Origin of the sequence: Hymenobacter tibetensis (assembly GCF_022827545.1) — a bacterium.
Taxonomy (GTDB): domain Bacteria; phylum Bacteroidota; class Bacteroidia; order Cytophagales; family Hymenobacteraceae; genus Hymenobacter; species Hymenobacter tibetensis.
This window is the reverse complement of the sequence record NZ_CP094669.1, coordinates 1,571,808-1,595,695: the sequence shown is the minus strand read 5'-3', so window position 1 is coordinate 1,595,695 and position 23,888 is coordinate 1,571,808. Positions and strand designations below refer to the sequence as shown.

14 protein-coding genes are annotated in these 23,888 nt (G+C 57.1%); 4 read left to right on the top strand and 10 right to left on the bottom strand.

All coding sequences use genetic code 11. From position 1 onward, the window contains the following. Window positions 1-107: 107 nt before the first annotated feature. A complete protein-coding gene (locus MTX78_RS06435) occupies window positions 108-1,133 on the bottom strand; it encodes a FecR family protein (RefSeq protein ID WP_243800963.1) in 1,026 nt (341 codons plus the stop codon). Between the two features lie 168 nt (window positions 1,134-1,301). Continuing rightward, window positions 1,302-1,910 (bottom strand): RNA polymerase sigma factor, encoded by a 609-nt coding sequence (locus MTX78_RS06430; RefSeq protein WP_243800958.1) that lies wholly within the window; start codon window positions 1,908-1,910, stop codon window positions 1,302-1,304. Between the two features lie 428 nt (window positions 1,911-2,338). Between MTX78_RS06430 and MTX78_RS06425 the strand changes: the two genes are divergently transcribed. The 4 genes from MTX78_RS06425 to MTX78_RS06410 all read left to right on the top strand — a co-directional run bounded on the left by MTX78_RS06425 (window position 2,339) and on the right by MTX78_RS06410 (window position 7,625). Next, window positions 2,339-3,514, top strand: a complete 1,176-nt coding sequence (locus tag MTX78_RS06425) for an MFS transporter (RefSeq protein ID WP_243800956.1) — start codon at window positions 2,339-2,341, stop codon at window positions 3,512-3,514. A 147-nt stretch (window positions 3,515-3,661) separates the two neighbouring features. Further along, on the top strand, window positions 3,662-4,291 hold the full coding sequence (locus MTX78_RS06420; RefSeq protein WP_243800954.1) for a YiiX family permuted papain-like enzyme: 630 nt from the start codon (window positions 3,662-3,664) through the stop codon (window positions 4,289-4,291). A 75-nt stretch (window positions 4,292-4,366) separates the two neighbouring features. Then, on the top strand, window positions 4,367-5,359 hold the full coding sequence (locus tag MTX78_RS06415; RefSeq protein WP_317258933.1) for an NmrA family NAD(P)-binding protein: 993 nt from the start codon (window positions 4,367-4,369) through the stop codon (window positions 5,357-5,359). Window positions 5,360-5,747: 388 nt separating this feature from the next. Further along, window positions 5,748-7,625, top strand: a complete 1,878-nt coding sequence (locus MTX78_RS06410; RefSeq protein WP_243800952.1) for an endo-1,4-beta-xylanase — start codon at window positions 5,748-5,750, stop codon at window positions 7,623-7,625. 243 nt (window positions 7,626-7,868) lie between these two features. On the opposite strand, the gene MTX78_RS06405 is transcribed toward MTX78_RS06410, so the two are convergent. The 8 genes from MTX78_RS06405 to MTX78_RS06370 all read right to left on the bottom strand — a co-directional run bounded on the left by MTX78_RS06405 (window position 7,869) and on the right by MTX78_RS06370 (window position 23,880). Next, complete coding sequence (locus MTX78_RS06405) at window positions 7,869-10,532, bottom strand: glycosyl hydrolase 115 family protein (protein ID WP_243800951.1); 2,664 nt, start codon at window positions 10,530-10,532, stop codon at window positions 7,869-7,871. A 97-nt stretch (window positions 10,533-10,629) separates the two neighbouring features. After that, the gene (locus MTX78_RS06400; RefSeq protein ID WP_243800950.1) at window positions 10,630-11,721 is read right to left on the bottom strand and encodes an endo-1,4-beta-xylanase; all 1,092 of its coding nucleotides are present in this window, start codon (window positions 11,719-11,721) and stop codon (window positions 10,630-10,632) included. A 132-nt stretch (window positions 11,722-11,853) separates the two neighbouring features. Beyond that, window positions 11,854-13,542 (bottom strand): sodium/sugar symporter, encoded by a 1,689-nt coding sequence (locus MTX78_RS06395; RefSeq protein ID WP_243800948.1) that lies wholly within the window; start codon window positions 13,540-13,542, stop codon window positions 11,854-11,856. 176 nt (window positions 13,543-13,718) lie between these two features. Further along, window positions 13,719-15,050, bottom strand: coding sequence for a xylose isomerase (xylA, locus tag MTX78_RS06390; RefSeq protein ID WP_243800704.1), 1,332 nt, complete (start codon window positions 15,048-15,050; stop codon window positions 13,719-13,721). A 135-nt stretch (window positions 15,051-15,185) separates the two neighbouring features. After that, a complete protein-coding gene (locus tag MTX78_RS06385) occupies window positions 15,186-17,192 on the bottom strand; it encodes a sialate O-acetylesterase (protein ID WP_243800944.1) in 2,007 nt (668 codons plus the stop codon). A 13-nt stretch (window positions 17,193-17,205) separates the two neighbouring features. Then, window positions 17,206-18,753, bottom strand: a complete 1,548-nt coding sequence (locus MTX78_RS06380; protein ID WP_243800943.1) for a GH35 family beta-galactosidase — start codon at window positions 18,751-18,753, stop codon at window positions 17,206-17,208. 183 nt (window positions 18,754-18,936) lie between these two features. Further along, window positions 18,937-20,682: a RagB/SusD family nutrient uptake outer membrane protein gene (locus MTX78_RS06375; RefSeq protein ID WP_243800942.1), complete on the bottom strand. Its 1,746-nt coding sequence runs from the start codon at window positions 20,680-20,682 to the stop codon at window positions 18,937-18,939. Window positions 20,683-20,739: 57 nt separating this feature from the next. Further along, window positions 20,740-23,880, bottom strand: a complete 3,141-nt coding sequence (locus MTX78_RS06370; RefSeq protein WP_243800941.1) for a SusC/RagA family TonB-linked outer membrane protein — start codon at window positions 23,878-23,880, stop codon at window positions 20,740-20,742. Between the last annotated feature and the right edge of the window lie 8 nt (window positions 23,881-23,888).

Below are 23,888 nucleotides of genomic sequence, written 5' to 3'. Positions count from 1 at the left end.
GGTCTGCAACACTCACCACCCGAAATGGCGGCGGCACTAGCAGAAGGTGGCAGGCAGGGCGGCTATCTACATCATAGGCAGGTCCGAGGAATGAGGTGGCGAACGGGCTAGCTACCTTGGCAGCCGGGTCCGTGAAACAGGATTTGTGCATTCACTTCTTCGTATGTGGCGCCTAGCGTTTTGCAGAGCACATCGAGCTTGCCGTACAGCGACTTATTACGCAGTGCCAACGTTACGGTACAGTTAGCCAACGCCTTGCTGTCGAACACGATGTGCACGCCGTAAGCTTGTTCGAGCGCCGTCAGCACTTCCGGCACCGGCCGGTCGTCGAACACAAACGACTGCGACTTCAACTGTACCGGTTGGGCCACCAATTCGCGCTGTAGTTGCTGGCGCTCAGGCGAGTATACCGCCTGCTGATTGGGCAGCACCACAATGGCAGCCGGCAGGGCTTTGCTGACAGATGCATTCGCTACCACGCGCGGACTCACGCGGACCCGTCCGGTTTTCACTTCCACTACCGCCTTTTTTTGCCCTTGGTAGGCTTGCACTGTGAAGCTAGTTCCGAGCACGGTGGTTAGCATTTGGGCGGTATATACTTGGAATGGACGCGTGGTATCCCGCTGCACCTTGAAAAAGGCTTTGCCCACCAAATACACTGGCCGCTGTTTGGCCCCAAACGTGCGCGGGTACTTCAATTGGCTACCCGGCGAAAGCTGCACCCGGCTGCTGTCGGGCAATGTGATACCAACCACCTGCTGGCCGGTGTTGGGATACACCACCCACTGCACTGCCGCCGTTGTGGGGCCAGCTACTTTCGGTTTGGCAGCCGGCCAGAATTGTTGGGCTCCTAGCCCTAAGCCTAGTGCCAGTACGGCTGCCGCGGCCCATCGCGCAGCGGGCGCCGCCAGCCACGACCGGTCTTCGGGGTTATCCTCCTCGGTAGCTATAGTTTGTTCCGCAATCCGATTCCAGAGGTTCAGCCGAACCGTTTCCTGTTCTTCTGGCGTCAACTGTAATTCTCGCTCGTTGCCTAGTGCCTGATACCAGTTTTCCACCAAGCGCTTTTCTTCCGCAGTGCATGTTCCCTGCTGATATCGTTCTAGTATATCCCGTAAATCTGTCTGATCCATATAGTAGCGTATAGGTTATTGAAATGACAGAATGGGGCTTCCTCCCTATAGTCGGCCAACTGTGCGTCATCCCTAGCCTACTGTGAAAATATTTCGCAAAAAAGCCCAACTACCAGATGGCAGTTGAGCTTCAGAGCTTTCAAAATCAGCGTGCTAGAGTAGCAGGTGCTACCAGAGATACACGAGCACCAGGGCAATAAAATCGCGCAAACTAACGCGGAGCAGCTTGAGCGCGCGCGTCAGGTGGTACTCCACAGTTTTGCGGGAGAGGTTGAGGTGGCCGGCTATTTCGGGCACGGTTTGGTGCTCGAACCGGCTCATTAGAAACACTTGCCGCGTGTGTTCTGGCAGTTGCGTCAAGCTCGCTTCCAAAGCCCCCGTTAAGTCGTGGGCGGCTATGGTGTCTTCGGTGCTGTGGTCGGGCTTCGGGAGATGGGTGCGGCTGTAGTGCAGGTAGCCGGTTTCGGAGAGGCGCAACTTGATACTATCGATGATGCGGTAGCGGACGGCTGTGAACAGGTAGCTTTTAAGGTGCTGAATGTGGTTGGTCTGGCGCTTGTGCCAGAGCGCCGTAAACACGTCTTGCACCACTTCTTCGGCGGCTTCCCGCGAATTGAGCTTGCGGTACGCCGTTTCCAGCAACTGATACCAATATCGCTCGTACACTTCGGCAAAGGCCCGCGCGTCGCCCTCACTCATGGCGCGTACCAGAGCTTGATCGTCCCACGCGCTGCGGGGCACAAGCAGCCTCACCTTTAGCCGCGGCGCGCGTGCCATAGGAAGGGACTACTTAACAAACAACATCCATCAACGATTAGGGGCATGTCCTGCAGGCAACAAAGGTGGGTGGAGAGCCTAGACAAATAAATCGGATGCCAACTTCAACGACCCTCCCGCGCCCAAGATCTGTCAGGGGGGTACTACAGCGCACTTTTCAGTGATTGAATATAAAAACAACCGGCAAATGCTCTATACGCTGCTCAGCTTAAGACGGATACACATTTAGCGGTGTAGCCGACTTCCATTGGATACTCACCGAAAAGACATCTTTCTACGTCGGGCCGGGGTACCTTTGCAGCAGCTTTCACCGGAAAGCTACCTTTTTTGAACAACAACAAATTCTATGGGGTTGTCAGGCTTCGGTCGAAAAGACCCGGTGCTCACCTCCTATCCGTCGCGCAACTCGAAGCGCAGCCAAGCTTTTCATGAAATCAAAACTCGCACTGATTCCCCTCACATTGGGCGGGTTCGGCATTGGCATGACGGAATTCGTCATGATGGGCATTCTGCCCGATATAGCAAGCGCCATGCGCATCACCATCCCCGAGGCGGGGCACTTCATCTCGGCGTATGCGCTTGGGGTCGTAGTGGGTGCGCCGTTGTTGGTGGCCCTCACGGGCAAGCTTCCGCCCAAAAAGATTCTGGCCTTGCTGATGGGTATGTTTGCCATTGGTAATGCGCTGTCGTTGTTGGCTCCCAACTACGAAATCATGCTTCTGACCCGGTTTATTTCCGGCTTGCCGCACGGCGCTTTCTTTGGAGTGGGCGCGGTAGTAGCGGGCCGTTTGGCCGAGCCGGGCAAGGAGGCGCAGGCTATATCCATCATGTTTGCGGGCCTCACCATTGCCAACATCATTGGAGTGCCAATTGGCACTTATTTGGGCCATACCTACAGCTGGCGAATTCCCTTCGTGCTGATTGTGGTAGTGGCGCTGCTGACGGTGCTGAGCGTGTGGCGCTGGTTGCCTAATCTGTCGGCCAAGCAAAGCAACTTGCGGCAAGAGTTTCAAGCCTTCACCCACTTGGAACCCTGGATGATAATTGGCATCACCATCCTTGGCAATGGGGGCTTTTTTGCGTGGTTCAGCTACATCGTACCGCTGTTTACGGAGGTGTCGGGGTTCAGCAACAACGCCGTTACCTTTCTAATGGTGTTGGCGGGCGTGGGCATGGCCCTCGGCAACATACTAGGCGGTTGGCTCACCGACCGTATGTCGCCCCTCCGGGCTACTACGTGGCTGCTGCTGGCCATGGCTACTTCCCTGCTGCTCATTCCCTTTGCGGCGCATTATCAGATTCCCACTATCATGATAACCATGCTCACGGGTGCCTTGGCTTTCTCGACGGCAGCCCCCATTCAAATGCTGATGATACGGTCGGCCAAAGGCTCCGAGATGCTGGCTTCCTCGCTAAGTCAATCAGGTTTCAATACCGGCAACGCGCTAGGCGCTTACTTAGGGGGCTTGCCTATTGCGGCTGGCTTGGGCTATACCTCGCCCGAATGGGTGGGCGCGGCGCTGGTTGCAGGCGGCATCCTGTTTTGCGTGGCCTTGGTTGCCCAGCGGCGCAAAAAAGTTGAACTTGAGTTGGCGTTGCGGTAGCTCGTATTCAACGTTTGGGGTGCTTGTAGCGAAGCTTCTATCTTGCATTGCGGCTCCACTTGCTCGGGCTGATGCCTAACCATGAAGCTTAAGTTTCTACTGTTCCTGCTACTTCCGTTGCTTTTGTACGGATTCCTCTACTTCTATGTGCCATATAGACAGCGCAAATTAATAATAGAGCGAGTCTTCGGCTCCCAGCAAGCTCGCCTCGCCGAAACAGAGGTAACACGTATTGCACCCAAGCTCCACAACGGCGACCTAATTTTCCAGACGTCCACCTCCTCCCAAAGTCAGGCCATTCAACTTGCCACGCATTCGCCCTACAGTCACTGTGGCATCCTGTTCAAACGCGGTAAGGAGTGGCGCGTATTTGAGGCCGTGCAGCCCGTCAGTGAAACCTCCCTAGCTCACTGGACAGCCCGAGGAAAAGGCGGCCAATTTGTAGTAAAGCGCCTCCGCGACGCTGAAACCGTGCTTACCCCCGCTGCCCTACAACGCTTGCAAGTTGCTGGCGAGCAGTATCGCGGTAAAAGCTACGACCTCTACTTCGGTTGGTCCGACGACCGAATCTACTGCTCTGAGCTGCTTTGGAAGATGTACCAGCAAGCCACCGGCCGCGAAATTGGTGAACTTCAAACGCTCCGTGAATTTGACCTCAGCCACCCCGCCGTGCAAGCCAAGCTGAAGGAACGCTACGGCAACCGGATCCCGCTAACCGAAAAGGTGATTTCCCCAGTGCGCATGTTCGAGAGCAAGGAGCTAGTGGAGGTGCGGTAAAGCCAACGGCTTACCGGGCGCAACAACCTTACTGCAAGCCGAACAGTATGCTCTATTCTACGCTGCTAGGCCCGATTGTCGTGCTTCCGTGCTAGCCTAGCCGCGCCCCACCCTACCCCCACCGTCCTGATGGCAACAGAGCAAACTCCAGCGTACACAAGTGCTTCTTCGGGGCCTACTACTATTGTGCTGGCAGGGGCCAGCGGTGAACTTGGGCTTCAAATTGCGCTGTCGTTGTTGGAGCGGGGGGCCTATGTACGGGCGCTCATTCGCCGGGGCAGCACCAACCCTCAGATTGCCACCCTCCGCGAGCAAGGAGCCACGGTAGTAGAGGTTGATTTCGCGAACAGTAAGGAGCTTACAGAAGCCTGCGTGGGCGCGGCCTGCGTGGTGTCGGCGTTGTCTGGGCTGCGCGACGTGATTGTGGACACCCAAGCCCGGCTGCTGGACGCGGCCGTTGCAGCGGGCGTGCCACGCTTTATTCCGTCTGACTACTCGATAGACTATACCAAGCTCCCGTACGGCTCCAACCGCAACCTAGACCTGCGCCGGGAGTTCCAGGAACGGCTCGACAAAGCCCCCATTGCCGCTACCTCGGTGCTCAACGGTATGTTCACGGACTTGCTGACCGGGCAAGCCCCGGTGGTGCTGTTTAAATTGCACCGAGTGGCGTACTGGGGCAATGCAGACCAGCCCCTCGACTTTACTACGCTGGCAGACACGGCCGCCTTTACGGCCGCCGCCGCCCTCGATCCTACCACGCCACGTTTTCTGCGCGTGGCCGGCGAAGTGGCTACTATCCGGGGAGTGCAGGCCGCAGCCAGCGCCGCTACCGGCAAAAAGTTTGGTTTGCTGTGGGCAGGTGGCTTGGGTGTGCTTGGTACCATGATCAAGGTAACCAGGGCGCTCATGCCGACCTCTGATGAGGTGTTTCCGCCGTGGCAGGGCATGCAGTACCTCCACAACATGTTCAGCGGCCTGCCCAAGCTCGCTCCGCTTGATAATGCCCGCTATCCAGAAATCCGGTGGACTTCCGTGCGAGAGGTACTCAAAAGCCGCAACGAGTAAACAGAGCCTGGCAATGGGTTCTGGGGCCGCTTAGCTGATGCATACGTAGTAGGTAGGTGGGCTGTGGCTGTGAGCCACGATGCCTTTGCAAGAACTGACTTGGTGAGTCTGCACACCTAGGCAATACGCCTGGGTGGAGGATTGGCGTGCGCTTAGCTGGCTTTTCGAGGGAAGACAGGAGACTACAAGATTTGGGGTATTTAGAGCGGCGCTACTATCACAATCGATGCCGGCCGACTATCACAAACGGTTCCGGATTTTATCAAGCAACTGGCTTCTCTTCAATTTATTATAGCCCTGCTAGAAAAAATATATTTAGTCAGCGGATGTCGCATGTACCCGGCATCTCACGCCCTTTTTCCATCATTCCCACCAAACAACCTTTACTATGCTTCGACATAGACTTCGTTTTTTACTTGTTCCTTTCTCTTTCCTCGCCTTAGAGCTACAAGCCCAAAACGCCCCCGTAGTACAGCAAGCGGAAACCGGCACCGTAGGCGCAGATTGGACCACCCCCACTCAGACGGGCGTGCAGTACGTGACGGTAGTGCCCACCGCCATGATCAACTCCAACAATCCAGGAACGGCGGCCCGCATCATCACCTATTCCGTTACGTTCCCCGGCCCTGGTAGCTACGATCTGTACGCCCGCATTCGGGTGGGCACCGGAGCCGCCAACGACGACAGCTTCTACTACGGCAATGGGTTCGGCACCAAAACGGCCACCGACGACACCAACTGGATTACCGCCAATCAGCTCAGCGGCGTGGGCTACACCAACGCCACCGAAGTGGTAGGCAATGCCGGTGGAGGCCAGCAGCAGGTGTGGAAGTGGCTGAACCTGTCAACTTTCAACGGTGGAGAAGCCCCTGTTGCCTTCACGGTAACAGCAGGCAACCTCACCCAAACGTTCCAGGTTGGTGCCCGCGAAGACGGACTGGATATCGATAAGTTTGTGTTTGGCACTACCGGGCTGTATTTCACGGTAGCCAATTTGGACGCCGGGGCGCAGGGTTCTAGCACCCCGCCAACTGTATTCACGCCTACTGGCTTGCCTATGGCTACCGGTAAGCCGAAGTTCCTGGGTGGGGTGCACAGCGTTCCGCAAAAGCCGTTTTTCAACAACTATTTCAATCAGGTGACGCCTGAAAATGCAGGCAAGTGGGGCAGCGTAGAAAGCACCCGCAACGTGATGAACTGGGCCGAGTTGGATTCAGCCTATGCGCTGGCGCAGAGCAAGGGCTATTCATTTAAGCTGCACACGCTTATTTGGGGTGCCCAGCAGCCTATCTGGATTGAGACGTTGCCAGCAGCTGAGCAGCTGGCAGAAATCAACGAGTGGTTTGCGGCCGTAGCCCAGCGCTACCCCAATATCACGCAGATTGAGGTGGTGAACGAACCTACCAACGACCTGCCCCTCAATGGCTCAACTGGCAACAACGGACCCAATACGCCGGGCAGCGGCGCTGGCAACTACTACAATGCGCTGGGCGGGGCCGGCACTACGGGCTGGGACTGGGTGATTACCTCGTTTGAATTGGCTCGCCGGTACTTCCCCAATGCGCAGCTCATGATCAATGACTATGGGGTTATGAGTTCTATGACTAGTGCTCAGCGGTACTTGGGCATCGTCAACTTGCTGGTAGCTCGCAACCTAGTTGATGGTGTAGGGATCCAGGGGCATGCCTTTGAAACCCGCAACGTTTCGGCGGCTAACTTGGCGGCCAACCTCGCTTTGCTCGCTACGGCCGGCAAGCCGCTGTACATCACCGAGCTGGACATTGATGGTGTGAACTCGGCCATGCCACCGCAGCTCGACGACGCCATCCAACTGGCCGAATACCAGCGCGTTTTCCCTGCACTTTGGGAGCATCCAGCAGTGCGTGGCATTACACTTTGGGGGTACCGGCCTGGTCACTGGCGCACCACCCAGGGTGCCTACATAGCCAACGGCGACAACACAGAACGCCCGGCGCTGGTGTGGTTGAAGAACTACGTGCGCACCACCGTGCTGAGCACCAAGAGCAACCAGAATGCAGCTCTCACCCTCTCCCCTAACCCAGCGGCCGGTGGCCACTTTGTACTGCAAGGGCTAGAGAAAGCCCAAACTGTTCGGGTGCTTGACTTGAACGGCCGGTTGGTGAAAGAAGTGAAAGGCGCCAACCAGACAACTGTGGACGTTTCGCTACAAGTAACCCCAGGGTTGTACGTGGTACAGGTGCAGGATGCGTATGGAGTAACCTCCCGCAAACTAGTAGTAGAGTAGCCAAACGCGCCAAACCGCACGAGGACCTCGCACAACCAACCACTACAAAGAAAAGGGCCGCGTCACTGACGCGGCCCTTTTCTTTGTGGGCAACTACCCACACGCAGCAGTAGGCCACTGCCTACCTGTCCTGCCGTACGAAGGGCCTTGCCCTGACGAACAGTAGCCGTTGAAACGACTTGTTCTGACGTAGCAAGGCCCTTCGTACGATTGTAGTACTAAGTAGCGCGTTGTCGGCAAGTGTTACCACTGACCCACGCTGCCTTTCTCGTTTTTAGGGTTGGTCGAAGCGCCCGAGGCACTTTCCGGCGGACCGAGGTAGCTCGGCTTGACACCGCCGAGGTCGACTACCAGCTTTTCCAGCACCACGCCGGGGTCTACGCGCCAAAATTTGAGCACGTGCGTGCCGGGCTTGGCCACTGTGTGCTTGGATTCTTTGATAAGAATGCTTTCAGCCACCGCCTTTTCCCACGGCCGGTTGCCATTGTCGGCCACCAAGCCGGTGTGCAGGTTAACGATTTGCGGGGCTTCGTCGTCGAACGATACGGCGTAGCGCAAGCCTTGGCCACCAGTGAAATTCAGCGTGGGAGCCAGATAAGCCTTCACCGTTACGGGGCCGCTACCAGTCAGTTCCACGCGGTATTGCAGGTGCGGGCTGCTGGCTGCTGGCATCTGACTTGCCGCTGTGGTAGGCAACGTGGTAACACCCGAGAGCGTGCGGCCCAAGTCCGGAATGGTTTGCCATTTCACGCTGCCGCCGTGTACCGCCTTGCTGTAATGCTCGGCTTCAATGGAAACATAGCCGTCGTTTTCCTGGAATCCTGCGCCAGCCGCAGCTTTCGTCTGTGGCTTCGAGGGTGGAGTAGCTTGCGTTGCAGGGGCGACAGTGGTAGCCTGGGCGCTAGTTTGGACGGCCGGCATAGCGTTCTTTTCAGGCTGCTGCCAGTACGTGTAGCCGATGTGAGTTTGGTCCATCATGTGGTTCCACTTGCCGCCGGCCAGGGCGTGATACCGGTTAGTGATTTCCGCGTCTTTGGCGTACAGGCCCTTGGCTTTCTCGGCCAACTCGTTGGTGTTAGCCTGCCCGTTTTTGGCGGCTTCTCGGTTCAGAGCCACGGTGTAATACAACTCATTCAGGTTGGCGCAAGCCTGCACCGGGTGCAGCACCAGCTGGTAGTAGGCGTCGCGGTACTCGGTGGGCAGTTGCTGGTTGATTTGCTCGGCTTGGGTCAGGAGGCGGTTGTAGTCGGCCACCACCGTTTCCCACTCGCGGTAGTTGGTTAGGCTATAGGTGTCGGCGTTGAGCAGTTCGGGCTTGCGACGGGCGTTGTACTTGGCATACTTAGCCAGAATATCAGCAATACCGGTGGCGTATTTAGCACCAAACTGCTTGGCGGCCCACTCCCGGCTGTAGTCGTCTACTTGGTCGGCGCTGATTTTGTCGGGGTTCCAGGCGTAGTCGAGGAAGAAGCTGATGGGAAACTCCATGGGCTTCAAGTCACCCACGTTCACAATCCAAATTTGGTTGGCGCCGTACTCGTGGGCCAAATGCATTTGCTCCCAGATGCGCGGCAGCGGGTTGGTGTTGAGCCACTTGTAGTTGCGGGGGCCACCCACATAGTCGAAGTGGTAGTAGATACCGTAGCCACCGGCTCGGGGCTTCTCCCCTATTTTTGGCAGCTTACGGATGTTGCCCCAGTTGTCGTCGCAGAGCAGCAGCGTCACGTCGTCGGGTACGCGCATGCCTTTGTCGTAGTAGTCCTGCACTTCCTTGTAGAGCGCCCAGAGCTGCGGGGTTTGCTCGGCGGGCTTACCGGTTTCTTCGGCAATAATTTTCCGCTGGTCGGCCACTATTTTTTCCAGCAGCGCAATGTTGCTGTCTTCGCTCATAGGTTCGTCGCCGTCGCCGCGCATGCCTATGCTCACAATGTTTTCGCGGGTACCCATGCGCTTCATACCGCCGCGCCAAAACTCCTGCAGGGTGGTGGCGTTGGTTTGGTAGTTCCAGGCGCCTTTGCCGGCGTGCTTCCATTCCTCGTGGGCCCGCGTGAGTGGCTCGTGGTGCGAAGTACCCATCACAATACCGTACTCATCGGCCAGCACCGGGTTTTGCGGGTCGTCTACGTTGAACATGTTGCCCCACATGGCAGGCCACAGGTAGTTGCCCTTCAAGCGCAGAATCAGCTCGAACATGTGCGCGTACATCTTGGAATTGACGCCACCAAACTTCTCCTTCGACCAGTTTTGCAGGGCCGGGGCTTCATCGTTGATGAAAATGCCGCGGTATTTCACTTTCGGCGTGCCTTGCGTATGCTGCCCAACAGCTACATATAGTACCTTCTGCGGCTTGGTAGGCACATCGGCCCACCAGTACCACGGCGACACCCCTATCTGCTGCGACAAATCATAAATGCCGTAGATGGTGCCGCGCTTGTCGCTGCCGGCAATAACTAGGGCACGGTCCACGCCGGGCAGGGGCTTTTCCACCACTTGCAGCACGAAGGTTTCCCACTTGCCCGTCACCTGCGACACGTCCAGCTTCTTGGCTTTCACTAGCCCATCAATCAGCGGGCTTTTGCCAATGGTGCCAATCAGCACCACTTCTTTACCGGCCGGGGCTTTATCGGTGATGAGCGTAGGCGTAACGTTGGTAACGCGGTTGACATCGGCCTGCAAGTCTTGGGCGGCCCGCAACACGCCGGGCCAGTCGGTGTTGCTGGCGTAAAGGGCGGCAGCTTGGCCTGAGGCAGCCAGCGTAAAGCCGTTTTTCCCTTTCTCAGCTGACACATATGTGTCTGTTAGTTTCTTGGCTGGCGTTTGCGCCTGTGCCACGAATGGGACTAGTAGCACCAGCCACAAACAGCAGGCTGTGCGGAATCTAGCAGTATAGAAAGGCAGGAATTTCATTGGGATTCAGTGAAAAGGCACGACAATACAGAAGGGTCAGAAGCCAGAAAACTAGTTTTCCTCCTTGTCTGAAGAGAGAAACTAGTTTTCTGGGGCTCTAAAACTTTACCACTTCCCAGTAAGCCTTCTTGGGCTTCTGGTTCTGGTCGAAAAGCAGGGGGTAGTTTTTGCGACCAGGCACCGGATACGTGTCCAGCCAAGTGTATTTATCGGAGATGTTCCAGAAGGTGATGCCGGTTAGCACGTTCTTGTTTTCTCGGAACACCCGGAAAAACATCTTGTACTGCTCGATCTGCTTCTGCTCCAACTCGGGCGTGTAGGCGTCCGATTCGTCGGGGCGCTTGGCGCGGCGGTCCTTTTCCCACGGGTAGATGGACACGTCCAGTTCCGTTATCTGCACCTTCAACCCCAACGATGAGTACTGCTCGATGGCCTTGCGCAGTTCCTGCTCCGTAGGCTCCTCCAATGACCAGTGGCCTTGCAGCCCTACCGCATCAATCGGCACGTTGGCGTCTTTCAGCTTCTTGAGCAGCTTGTAGATTCGCTCGCGCTTTTCGGGCCGCTCGGTGTTGTAGTCGTTGTAGAACAGTACGGCTTTGGGGTCGGCAGCGTGGGCGTATTCGAAGGCTTTGGCAATGAAGTCTTCGCCGCAGATCTGGTACCACTCCGAGTTGCGCAGAAACTCCTGCGGGTTGTCGGAAATGGCTTCGTTCACCACATCCCAGGCGTAAATTTTGCCTTTGTAGCGCTTCACCACGGTATCAATGTGGTCTTTGAGGCGCTTAAGCAGCACTTCCTTGGACACCTGCTTGCCGTTCGCATCCTTGAACAGCCACTTGGGCGTTTGCTCGTGCCACAGCAAATTGTGGCCGCGCACCCGCAGCTTGTTGTCTTGCGCGAACTGCACAATCTCATCCGAGTCCTTCCAGGAGTACCGGTTTTCCTCGGGGTGGATGGGGCCCATTTTCATGGAGTTCTCGGGCGTGATGCTGTTGAAGTGCTGCTTAATCAGCTCACCCTCCGACCCCTTCAGCCCGGCCGGCGATACGGCCACCCCCACCAAAAGGTAATCTTTGTAGTAGTCCTTTAAGCCTTTTTCGGGCGCGGGACGTTCACTGCTGAAAACAGTGAGCCCGGCCAGCAGTAAGCCAACAGTTGTCAGCCTACGCATGGAAATGGTAGTAGTCATGATGAGTTGTAATGTAGTTGCTGCTCACGCTATGTATAGCCCGAGCGTATCGAAGTAGCCTTGCGGGTAGCAACGCTTGCGCTTCACTCCAACCACGGGCCGCGGCAGTGTAGCACCGCGGCCCGCGGGGAGTTACCAATACACCACGTAGAGCACCGTGAGCATAGACACGATGGCCAGGGCGCCGATAGTGAAGCTGCGCTGCGGCCGGAACATGCTGGCGTCCACTTCCAGGCCGTTGGTGCGTACGCCACGGCTGGTTTGGACTAAGCTGATTACTATCATCACCACCACGCAGATCAGGAACACAAACCCCATCCGGTCGAGGAAGGGAATTTCGTACACGCCCTCCGCATTCGGCACCGCGAAGCCGGTACCAGCCAGCCACGATAGGTCCGTTAGTTTGGGCAGTGCTTTCAGGATAACCGACAGCACGAAGCCGCCGATGGTAGCAAACAACGCTGCCGCAGAGGTGGTCCGCTTCCAGAAGAAGCCCAAGATGAACATGGCAAAAATACCCGGCGACACAAAGCCCGTGTACTCCTGAATGAACTCGAAACCACCTTTCTTGTCGATGCCCAAGTGCGGGGCAATCAGCACGCCGAGTAGCATAGCCACCACCACGGCAATCTTGCCCACACTCACCAGCTTCTTTTCAGAAGCCTCCGGGTTGAACACTTTCCGGTAGATGTCGAGCGTAAAGATGGTAGCAATGGAGTTGGCCTTGCCAGCTAGGGAAGCTACAACGGCTGCCGTAAGAGCGGCGAAAGACAACCCTTTCAAACCAGCCGGCAGGATGTTGAGCAACACCGGGTAGGCGCGGTCAGGATTCAGATCAGCACCGGACCCAAACTCGGCGGCTCCGAATACATTCTGCTTGTAAAGCACATACGCCGCAATACCAGGCAACACTACAATTACGGGCATCAGCAGCTTCAGGAAAGCCGCAAACAAGAGGCCGGACCGGGCCGTGGGCAAATCGGCGCCCAAAGCACGCTGCGTGATGTACTGGTTGCAACCCCAGTAGTTCAGGTTCACAATCCACATACCACCCAAGAGTACCGTCAGGCCCGGCAGGGCGCTGTAGTTGGGGTTTTCCTCTTTCAGAATCATGTGGAAGTGGTCGTTGGCCTGCTCGGTCATCAAGCGGAAGCCATTCAGCACGCCGGTTTGGCCGTAGTGGTCGGCCACTAGGTTCAGGGCCAGGTAGGTGGTAGCCAAGCCGCCGAGAATCAGGAAGAACACCTGAATTACGTCGGTGAAGCCAATCACCTTCATACCACCCAGCGTGATGATAATGGCAAAGGCAGCCAGCGCGTACATACAGAAGTCGAGGTTCAAGCCCGAGATGCTGCTTACGGCAATAGCCCCCAGGTACAGAATAGACGTGAGGTTTACTACCACATAGAGCATCAGCCAGAACACGGCCATAATCATGGCGACCGTGCCGTTGTAGCGTTGATGCAGAAATTGCGGCATGGTGGCAATATTATTCTTCAGGTACACCGGAATGAAGAATATAGCCACAATGATGAGCGTGAGAGCCGCCATCCACTCGTAGGTGGCAATGGCCAAGCCCATCTTGAAGCCCGAGCCGGACATACCCACAAACTGCTCGGCCGAGATGTTGGAAGCAATCAGCGACGAACCAATGGCCCACCATGTCAGAGAGCCTTCAGCCAGAAAGTAATCTTTGGAATCGCCTTCGGCGCTACCATCGATTCCTGTTTTACGACGGTAAATCCAAATGCCATACCCTGACACGATCAGGAAATAGATAAAAAAAACGACGTAGTCGAGAGTGGCGAGTTGATGTTGCATAAGAATATTCAAGTCGCTCAGACGAGCAACTAATGCGAGAAAAAACCAAGGCGCTACCAGTGGGCCACCGCTTGGCTACATGCCTTGGCCCCGGCAACTAACAAAAACTTTCCCGACCGGCCTTTCCCCCAGGTTCCCACGCCCTTCAAAAAGCCAGCCGGGTCCGTTTTTATAGCTTAGATATATTGGTTGATGATGGCTTCGAGCCACTCCTGCTTGCCGCTCTTCAGCGGCGGCTCGCCCGCGTTGTGGGCAATCGTGCGCAGGTCTTCCAGCGTCAGCTGGCCTTTCTCGAAAGCGGCACCCTCACCGGCATCAAACGAGGCGTAGCGCTCGGTGCGGAACTGCTTGTAGGGCGACTTCTCTAAAATATCGTTGGCCACCACCAGCGCCCGCGCAAACGTGTCCATGCCGGCAATGTGGGCAATGAAGATGTCCTCCAAGTCGGTGGAGTTGCGCCGCGTCTTGGCGTCGAAGTTGATGCCCCCCGGCTGGATGCCGCCGTGCTCCAAAATGATGAGCATCGACTCGGTCAGCTCGTTCAGGTTGTTGGGGAACTGGTCCGTGTCCCAGCCGTTCTGGTAGTCGCCCCGGTTGGCGTCGATGCTGCCCAGCAGGTTGGCGTCGGCCGCTACTTGCAGCTCGTGCTGGAACGTGTGGCCCGCCAGCGTGGCGTGGTTCACTTCCAGGTTCAGCATGAAGTCGTCCTGCAGCCCGTGCTCCCGCAAAAAGCCGAGCACGGTCGCCGCGTCGAAGTCGTACTGGTGCTTGGTGGGCTCGGCCGGCTTGGGCTCGATGAAGAACTTGCCCGTGAAGCCCTGCTTGCGGGCATAGTCGCGGGCTATGGTCAGGAACTGGCCCAAGTGCGCCAGCTCGCGCTTCATGTTGGTGTTGAGCAAGGTCATGTAGCCCTCGCGGCCCCCCCAGAAGGTGTAGCCCTGCCCGCCCAGGGCAATGGTGGCGTCGATGGAGTTTTTCACTTGCGTGCCCGCGTAGGCGACCACCGAGAAGTCGGGGTTGGTGCTGGCCCCGTTCATGTAGCGCGGGTTGGAAAACACGTTGGCCGTGCCCCAGAGCAGTTGCACGCCGCTCGCCTGCTGGTGCTGCTTGAGGTAGTCCACGATGGCGCTCAGGTTGCGCTCGTACTCGCTCAGCGAGCTGCCCTCGTCCACCAGGTCAATGTCATGGAAGCAGTAGTAGGGCGTGCCGAGCTTGGTGAAGAACTCGAAGGCGGCATCGGCCTTAGCCTGGGCCCGGCCCAGGATGTCGTGGTGCGCATCCCAGGCAAACTGCTTGGTGCCGGGGCCGAAGGGGTCGCCGCCGGTGCCGGTGAAGGTGTGCCAGTAGGAGACGGCGAAGCGCAGGTGCTCTTGCATGGTTTTGCCGGCCACCACGCGGGTCGGGTCGTACCACTTAAAGGCCAGCGGGTTGTCCGACTCGCGGCCTTCGTACTGGATGGGCGCGATGCCCGTGAAAAACTCGGTCTTCGTCAGTGTGTTACTCGACATAGAAGTTGTGATTGAGATGTAGGGTGAAGAATAGCTGCCACGTTGCTGGTTTAGCAGTTGTGGGGCTGTTAGCGTGGCAGTTGGGTGAGTGATGGAATGAAAAAATGGGAATTGAAAAGCGTTGTGTGCAGGGCCCTAAGGGAGAGAAGTAGCCGCCATTGCCTGGAAAGGCGAAGCGGGCAGCCCTTCTTTGTTGTAGAGGTTGGCGCCTTCGGGGTTGTCGGCCCAGGCGTAGCGTACCATTACTGGCGCCGTTACCTGGTCGCTCCACACCACCACGGTGTTGCCTTCCAGCTTGGCTTGGGCCCACACGAATTTTTTGTCGGCGCCAGCAACAGCAAACTGCTGTAGCTGGCCGCCGCCTTTTGCTGTCAAGCCACTGCCAGTGTTGGTGAAAGCAAGCGTTACCTTATTGCCGCTCACTTGCATGCGTTGGTACTGCGGCCCGGAGGCTACCACCTTTTTGTCGCCGTAGGCCACTTTCTGCGCCGCCAGGGCCAGCCGCTTGCCTACATCTTCTTTACCAAGCGGGTGAATGTCATTCCATTCGCCTAGATCGATGTTCACGGTCATGGCCGTGTTGGGCACCGTTGACACCAGGCGTTGCGACTCTCGCAAGCGGGCCCAATTGCTTTCGCTAGGCTGCTCTTTGGCCGGCATAAAGTTGGGGAGCTGGGCGTACAAGAAGGGCAGCTTGGGCTGGTTCCATTGCGCCCGCCAATCGGCAATCAGGGCCGTAAGCAACTGTTGATATTCTTCGGGCTTGCCGGTGTTGGATTCGCCCTGGTACCACAGCACGCCTTTGATAGTATAGGACAGCAAGGGTGCTATCATGCCGTTATATAAGCCGCCGGGCTGGTTTTGAAAGGAAATAGAGCCGGGAGCGGGCGGCGTAGCAGCACCGAGCTTGTACTGCCAGTCGCCGCGCAAATCTACGGCTTGGCCGCCGGCCGTGAGCTGGTACTGCTTGTCGAGGGTGAAACCACCCCGCCCACCGTTGTTGATGACCCGTACCACCACCACGTTGCGGCCGGGTTTGAGCAACGTAGCGGGTAGGTCATACTTGCGCGGGGGGTACTGGTAGCCCGTGGTACCCGCAAATTGCCCGTTAATGTACACCGAGTCACTATCAACGATGGTTCCTAGCTCCAACCGGGCCGGCTTGCCTACCATGCTGGCGGGCACGTCCACTTCCTTGCGAAACCACACTACCCCGTTGACCCGCCCTAAGCCTTGGTCGGCCCAGTAGCCGGGTATTTTCATGGTTTTCCAGTCCGTAGCATTATATGCTGGGTCGTACCAAGGAGTCGAGCCTTTGGCATGGCCTTGGTCGAGCTGCCGCAAGTTGGTGTACCAGGCCCGGGAAGCCGCTTGGCCTTCCGCAATTGTGCGGGCTACGTAGGTGCTGTCCTTCACTTTCTCGGCAGCTTGCTGGTAGCTCGGAAAAGCCTTTAACGCCTCGGCGCTCAGCCAGGCTTCGGCGGGCGACCCACCCACGGCCGATTTAATAATGCCGACTGGTACGTGGTATTTGTCGAATAGGGTCTTCGCGAAAAAGTATCCAACGGCACTGAAGGCCAGCACATTTTGAGGGGTGGTCGTTACCCACTTGCCGCCCGCCACATCCGCTTTCGGCCCGCTAAAGGCGTAGCGCAGATCCACGTTGAACTGCCGAATCATAGGGTTGTTGGCCTGAGCAACGACGTCGGGGTACTTGTCGCGCAGCCGCGACATGGGAGTTTCCATGTTGGATTGGCCCGAACACACCCATACGTCGCCTACCAACACATCTTTGATGGTAATGCGGTTGCTGGCTGCAATTTCCAACTGGAACGGCCCGCCCGCTTTTTGAGCGGGCAAGCTCATGCGCCATTTGCCATCGGCACCCGTGGTGGCCTGGTAGGTTTTGCCGGTGAAGGTGAGTGCCACTTTCTCTCCGGGCGCGCCCCAGCCCCACATGTTCAGGTTGGTATCGCGCTGCAAGATCATGCCGTCGCTCACCAAGCGCGGCAGCCGAACTTCTGCGGCCACCTGCTGCATGGGCAACGCGAGGCCACCTGCCAGGGCGACCAACAGACTGCGCGTGTAGCGCCCTCCGCTAGTGGGCACTACTGATGGGGTGTTAGTTGTGCGTGTATGCATGCGTTGTCTTGCGCTAGTACGTGTAGAGTTTGACTCGCTGAATGCTGTATTCCTCGCCGGGTATGCGCACGTGGCGGCCTTGGTGGTCTTGGTCGCCGTTCATACGGCGCCCGGCCACCCACTTCTCTCCTTCAAAGTAGCCTTCATCAACGCTCACGTAGCCTGCCCGTTTGCCTTTGGCCGTTGGTTCGCAGGTCAGCACGATGCCGGTGCCCACTACGTAGAACTCGTCGGGAGCCACCGCAATCAAAAGCCCGCCACCCGGCGACCAAGTGGGCTTTTTCGCGCCCAATGACCAGCCCAGCGTGTATTCGTGCTTGGCCGTGAAGCGGTAGTCGCCGAGGGTAGTGGTGTGCGCAGCCGAATCCTTTTCTTGCAAAAAGCCGCGCACTTGGTTGAGAGGCTGGTGTTTGGCTAGTAAAAAGCTCACTTGCTGCAACAACTCGTACGCCTTGCCAATGGGGGCACCGCTCAGCGTATCGCTGCCTTCAATGGCAAAGGGCGAAAACGACAAGCAATTATAGTTTCCGAAGGCAAAAAAAGCCTTGGCTGCCACCCCATCTTCGAAGCGGTGCTCCGGAATGAACAGCGGATTGCCGCCGCGGGTATACAGGTCGCACCAATGCTTGAAGTCAGGGTTGTAGAAATCGGGTGCCAGAATGTCGATAGCCGGGGCTCCGGCCAGCCATACGTCCATGATGTGCGGCAGCGGACCAGCACTCGGATACTTCCCTGGCGCCACACCAGGCCGGTTTAGCGCAGCATTCACGTACATCGGCAAAGGATACGCTGCTTTACCGGCCACAGCCAGGGCATTGGTGAACGTAGCGTAATGCCAGGCCATGAATATTTCATCAGTGGCTAGACTCTTGCCAAACACTTCTTCCCAGTTGCCTTTAGTTTTGGCACCTTGCTTTTGCCACACAGACGCAAATTCTGGCTTCAAGTTCTTTCGTTCGCGCTGCAGGTAAGCAAGCAGCGGAGCGGGCACAGGCTGCTTGAAAGCTGCGTTAGCGTGGCTGTCGTAGCTGCGGGCGGTAGGAAGCATGCCAATTTCGTTTTCCACCTGCACCGTAACAACCGTGTGCTGCTGACCGTCTACCTCTTTAAGGTGCTGCATTAGCTTCACAAAAGCCTTTTTGTCTACCTCTAGATTGCGGGAGTCGAAAGGCGTCATGATTTCTTGTAGCACTCCCTGATCGTCTTCCACCCGCGGGAACCGTTTCGTATCGGTCTTCACCCAGGCCGGTGCGTAGCACGACATGCTGTTTTTCCAAGCTCCAAACCACAGAAGCACTAGTTTCATCTGGTGTTTGCGAGCGTCGCGCAGCAGGTCGTCCACTAGCGCGAAGTCAAACTTGCCTTCTTGTGGCTCCATCAGTTCCCAGTACACGGGCGCAATAACGGTGTTGAGGTGCATGGCCTTCAATTTGGGCCATACGGGCTGCATGTACGCCGTGCTGGAAGCGGTGGAATTACCCAGTTCGCCGCCCAGCACGAAGTAGGGCTTGCCATCAACAATTAATTGCGTGCTCGTACCTGTTTTGGCTAGATGAGGCAAGCTCGTTTGTGCCTGTCCTCTCCAAGAGCCTAAGAGCAGTAGAAAAACAAGGAAAAATCTACGTAGCAAAATAAGAAGTGCTTTGTTCACTGCCGAAGCAGTGGAAGATGAAGCAAAGACTAGCACCGCAAAACACTGCCGGGCTGCCCAAAGGCAACCCGGCAGTGCCGGACTTGTGCAATCTTAGTACCCGTCGTTCTGCGTGATTAGTCCGCTGGTGCGGTCAATCTCGGTTTGCGGGATGGGCCGCAGTACGTGGAAGTCCCGGATGTTAGCAGCGGCATTAGAGCCATATACCCCACCGCCCTGGTTCCGTAGGGCCGGCGTGATGCTGGTGTTGCGAATACGTGAGAGCAACTGGCCGGTGCGCTTCAGATCATACCACCGGGTGAACTCTCCGCACAGTTCGCGGGCGCGCTCAGCCAAGATGAAGTCGATGTTTACCTGGGCCGTGGTAATCTCCATTTGCGCGGCGCGGCCTGGTGCTGCGGCGCGGCGGCGTACTATGTTGATGTAGTCGCGGGCCTGCGCTACGTTGTTCAGGTAGAAGTTGGCTTCTGCTGCCAGCAGATAGGTTTCTGCCAAACGATAGATGATGTTGGGCCGCGTCGAGAAACCGTTTGCCGACGTGCGGTTGCGGCTGTCGAACTTGTTGAGGGTTGGAAACCGCTCGGTGGTGTACTGGTTTGGCTGGATAACGAGGTAGGGTGCAGGCTGGCGGGCCGCAATCTGCGCTAGCCGTGCTGCCGACAACTGACGGCCTGGATACCAAGCGGCTGTGTCGCCAACTACTGCCCGGGTATTACCGGAGTTAGCACCCGGCGAGTTCACGCGGTACACCGTTGTAAACCACTTGTTGTACCGGGTATCGGTGGTGCGGAGGGCAGCACCCGTTTCTAGAGCAGCACCACCGGCGTCGCGCAGGATGTAAGAATCCTCTAAGAAGTAGGTTGGTACGTGACGGGCGAAGGGCCGGCCGTTGGCAATGTCGCGGGCCATGTTGGGCAGCTGGTCGTAGCGGCTGCGGAACTGGAAGGCGGCTATGTTTTCTCCACCGTAGTCGAAGCCGTTCAGACGCGAGAAGGTAGCATCTGTGTTGAACTGGGCGTTGAAGAGCACCTCTTTGCCGTTCTCGTTGCCTTCCGTGAACACAGCAGCCGGATCAGCTTCCAAGCCTACGCCGTAGCGGGTCTGGTTGTCGATCAGCTCTTTGGCATATTGGGCAGCCATGGCGTAGTCATTGGCTTGTCTGGCCGACGAAGTGGCGCGGGTAAGGTGTACTTTCGCCAGCAAGTGCAGCGCCGTGGCGCGCGTTACGCGGCCGGGCTGGGCAGGCTTGTCGGCAATAACAGCCAACGACTCCGTCAGGTCCTTGAGGATCTGCGTGTATATGTCTGCTAGCGGTGCCCGCACAATGTCCTTGGTAGGAGCGTCTACAAAAGACAGCATGAGCGGCACATCGCCAAAGTCCTGCGCCAACACAAAGTAGTACTGGGCGCGGAGCAGCTTCACTTGCGCAATCAGCTGCTCTAAGCGTGCCGGCGCAATGCCCGCAGCTTCTGGGCCGAACTGGAGTACACCGTTGGCGTTGTTTATCTGGGTGTAGCACACCGTCCAGATAAAGGAGTGAGAGCCGTCGTTGACGGGTGTAAGGTCGTTGTTGTTGTAGTCGCTCAAGCCGCTACTGGCCGAGATACCGGTGGTCCAGAGGTCGGTGCCAGCTTCTGTGGTAAAGAAGGCGGCATCGTTACCGTAGAGCTGGCGCAGGCCAGAATACACGCCCGTGGTGCCGGCTTCCACGCCTTGTTGGGTTCTAAGGAAAGCGGGAGTCAGCACAGATTGTGGCTCTTCCTCTAGCAGGTCTTTTTGGCAGCTACTCACCGACAGAAACAGGGCCGTGCCCAGTGTAGCTAAAACTATTCTTTTCATATAAAGTAGCGCGTGGCGCTGGAAATTTGATTGGTTGACAAAAAAGGGCAGTTACTCCTAGAAGCCGAGGTTCACACCCACGATGAAGGAGCGCGTTACGGGGTAGTTGCTACCGCCTTGGAATTCGATGTTAGCTGCCGTTACACCAGCGCTGGTGTTGAAGCGGCTCGAATACGACAGGGCATCTGGGTCGATGGCCTTGTTGCGCTGGAAGTAGCTGTCCTTCGCCCAGATAAGTGGGTTCTGAACTTGCACGTAGATGCGGGCCGAGCTCATCAAAGCTGATTGAGCCCAGGTAGCAGGCAGCGTGTAGCCTAGGTCTATGCTGCGCACTTTAATGAACGTGCCGCTGTGGTAGCCCAGTGTGGAGCCGTAGGTAGGCCATTCGTTGGCACGCACGCTCTGGTCGGGCTGCGGATACTCGTTGCTTGGGTTGGTAGGCGTCCAGTAGTTGAAGTTCAACTGGTTACGACGGCCTGTGTTGGTGGCGTAGTAGCTAGGACCAAACGAATACGGGTCAACTACGGTAGCGCCCACGCGGGTCAGGGCTACAATGGTCAGGTCGAGGCCTTTGAAACGGAAACGGTTGGTTAGACCGGCTTCAAACTTCGGCTGGCGCGAACCAACCACCACCCGGTCGTTGGCGTTGATAGTGCCATTGCCGTCTACGTCTTCCACCTTGATCTGGCCGGGCTTCGTATTGAACTTGCGGGCCTCATCGGCTTCCGACGTCTGCCAGATGCCAATTTTCTTGTAATCGTAGATCACATACAGTGGCTGACCGATAAAGCGCTGGTTGCCAATATCGTCTCGCTCGCTGCCGTCGGCGTTGTACAAGTTCAGGTCCAGTACTTTCTCGCGGTTAACCGTGAAGTTCCAGTCGGTGCTCCACTCGAAGCCGTCAGCATTCTTGGGGCGCAGGTTTTGGGTGGTAAGCGAAATCTCGACGCCGCGGTTCTGGGTTTCGCCGGCGTTGCGGACGAACGAGCCGTAGCCGCTGGCCGTTGGCAAAGCATCCGGTAGCAGCAGGTCGCTGGTGCGCTGCTGGTACACTTCTACGCTACCCGAGAGGCGGTTGTCGAGGAAGCCGAAGTCCAAACCAAAGTTGGTGGTAGTGGTGTATTCCCAGCCCAGGTTAGGGTTCGGAATGTTGGCTGGCACCACCCCTACTGCACCCGTGGCGCCGTAGTTATAAAGACCCGAGCCTAGTCCGGACGACAGAGAGCCTTGCGTCTGGTACGGGTTCACGGCAGTGCTACCCACGCGGCCCAAGCTGGCCCGCAGTTTCAGGGTGCTGATTTGGCTGTAATCCTTCAGGAACGACTCGTTGGCAATGTTCCAGGCCACAGCGGCCGAAGGAAACGGCTTGTATTTGTTGCCGGGGGCCAAGCGCGACGAACCGTCGTAGCGTATCGTCAATGTGGCCGAATACCGGTTATCAAAGGCGTAGTTCACACGGCCCATGTACGACTCAAGCGCCCAGTCCACTGGCTGCGTGGGGTTGTTCACCCGAGTAGGCGTACCAGCAGCCAAGTTGGTGTTGAGCTGATAGTCGGCCAAGGTACCTTGCACTGCTCCTCCAAACCCATCGGTATGGTAGGTTTGGCGGCTATACAAAGCCGTCACGTTCAGGTCGTGCTTCTCGGCAAAGTTGCGGTTGTAGGTCAGGATGTTTTCCGCCAGCAGGTTGTAGGCAATGCTGGAGCCGCTGCTCGCTGTGTTGAGGCCACCGCCGTTTTGTGGAGTAACTGAAGCGTAGAAGCTGTCATCGGCCTGCGTACGGCCATCGAGGCCCACGTTCAGGCGGTAATCCAGCCCTTTCAGAATGTTCACTTGTCCGTACAGGCTGTTGAAGCTGCGCAGGCGACGGCGACGGTCGAGGTGCGCATCTGGCACGTACAAAGTCAGCGGGTTAGAGCCGGCGTTGTCGCCGTTCGGGTAGAGCACCAACTGGCCATTGGCATCATATGCCGAAGCCAGGGGACTAGTAGTTACAATCTGGTTCAGAACGTTAACGTTCGGGTCGTTCTCGTTGGAGAAGGTATTGAGCGAGTTCAAACCCACTTTCACTCGCGTGCCAATCTGCTGATCCAGCGTGCCGCGTACCGAGTAACGACGGAAGCGCTGCACCGGCACAATACCGGTTTCATCATAGTAGCCCAACGACGCCGAGTACTGGGTGATATCGGTGCCGCCACTCACTCCTAGAGAGTGGTTTTGAATGTGGCCGTTTTGCAACAGCTGATCCTGGTAATCGGTGGTCCGGCCAGCCTCATAGTTGGCCCGCTCGTCGGCCGTCAGGAACGTAGGGGAGATGTTAGGGTCAGGATTGAAATTAGGATTCTGGGCGCGGAAAGCTTCGAGACGATAGTTGTAGAACTCCTCACCGTTCTGGATGTCAAACTTACCGTAAGCTCTTTTCGAGCCATAGTAGCCGCTATACGTCGCCTTGGGGGCTCCGCTCTTACCGCGGCGGGTGGTAATCAGGATAACGCCGTTGGCACCACGCGCACCGTAAATGGCCGTTGAGGAAGCATCTTTCAGCACTTCCAGCGAGGTAATATCGTCAGGGTTCAAGTCGTTGATGCTGCCATCATATGGTACGCCATCCACTACCAGCAGCGGGTCGTTGGAACCCGAAAACGAGCGGTTACCCCGAATACGAATGGTAGGCGACTGGCCCGGTGCGGTGCCGTTGCTGGCAATGGTGATACCGGCTGCCCGGCCTTGCAGCGCCTGGCCAATGTTGGCCACCGGCACATCGCGCAACGACTGCTCATCAACCGAAGAAATAGCGCCCGTTACCTGGCTTTTTCTTTGGGTACCGTATCCAACTACCACTACCTCGTCCAGCGCTTTGGTGTTCGTCGCGAGCTTGACATTGAGCGTGGGACCGGAAACGATTGCCTGCTGGCTAACAAAACCGATAGCGCTAAATACCAACGTACTACCATTTGGAGCACTCAGGGTAAATCCTCCGTCGCTGTTGGTTGATACACCATTCGTGGTGCCCTTTTGCAGTACGGTTACGCCGGGCAGGCCTTCGCCTTCCTCACTGGTTACCTTACCGGAAATCGTTTGCGCTTCTTGCGCCAGGGCGTAAGAAGTAGGGAATAAGAGGCTGGCAATAGGCAGCCCGACAGCCGTAGCTAGCGGCAGGCTTAAGCGCAACGCCGCTTTGCGTATTGGTAAGTGCATGATGTGTG

Excerpts from the sequence above, each read along its gene's own strand:
- MTX78_RS06435 (WP_243800963.1), bottom strand. The coding sequence starts at position 1,133 with ATGGATCAGACAGATTTACGGGATATACTAGAACGATATCAGCAGGGA.
- MTX78_RS06430 (WP_243800958.1), bottom strand. The coding sequence starts at position 1,910 with ATGGCACGCGCGCCGCGGCTAAAGGTGAGGCTGCTTGTGCCCCGCAGC.
- MTX78_RS06425 (WP_243800956.1), top strand. The coding sequence starts at position 2,339 with ATGAAATCAAAACTCGCACTGATTCCCCTCACATTGGGCGGGTTCGGC.
- MTX78_RS06410 (WP_243800952.1), top strand. The coding sequence starts at position 5,748 with ATGCTTCGACATAGACTTCGTTTTTTACTTGTTCCTTTCTCTTTCCTC.
- MTX78_RS06405 (WP_243800951.1), bottom strand. The coding sequence starts at position 10,532 with ATGAAATTCCTGCCTTTCTATACTGCTAGATTCCGCACAGCCTGCTGT.
- MTX78_RS06400 (WP_243800950.1), bottom strand. The coding sequence starts at position 11,721 with ATGACTACTACCATTTCCATGCGTAGGCTGACAACTGTTGGCTTACTG.
- MTX78_RS06395 (WP_243800948.1), bottom strand. The coding sequence starts at position 13,542 with ATGCAACATCAACTCGCCACTCTCGACTACGTCGTTTTTTTTATCTAT.
- xylA (WP_243800704.1), bottom strand. The coding sequence starts at position 15,050 with ATGTCGAGTAACACACTGACGAAGACCGAGTTTTTCACGGGCATCGCG.
- MTX78_RS06385 (WP_243800944.1), bottom strand. The coding sequence starts at position 17,192 with ATGCATACACGCACAACTAACACCCCATCAGTAGTGCCCACTAGCGGA.
- MTX78_RS06375 (WP_243800942.1), bottom strand. The coding sequence starts at position 20,682 with ATGAAAAGAATAGTTTTAGCTACACTGGGCACGGCCCTGTTTCTGTCG.
- MTX78_RS06370 (WP_243800941.1), bottom strand. The coding sequence starts at position 23,880 with ATGCACTTACCAATACGCAAAGCGGCGTTGCGCTTAAGCCTGCCGCTA.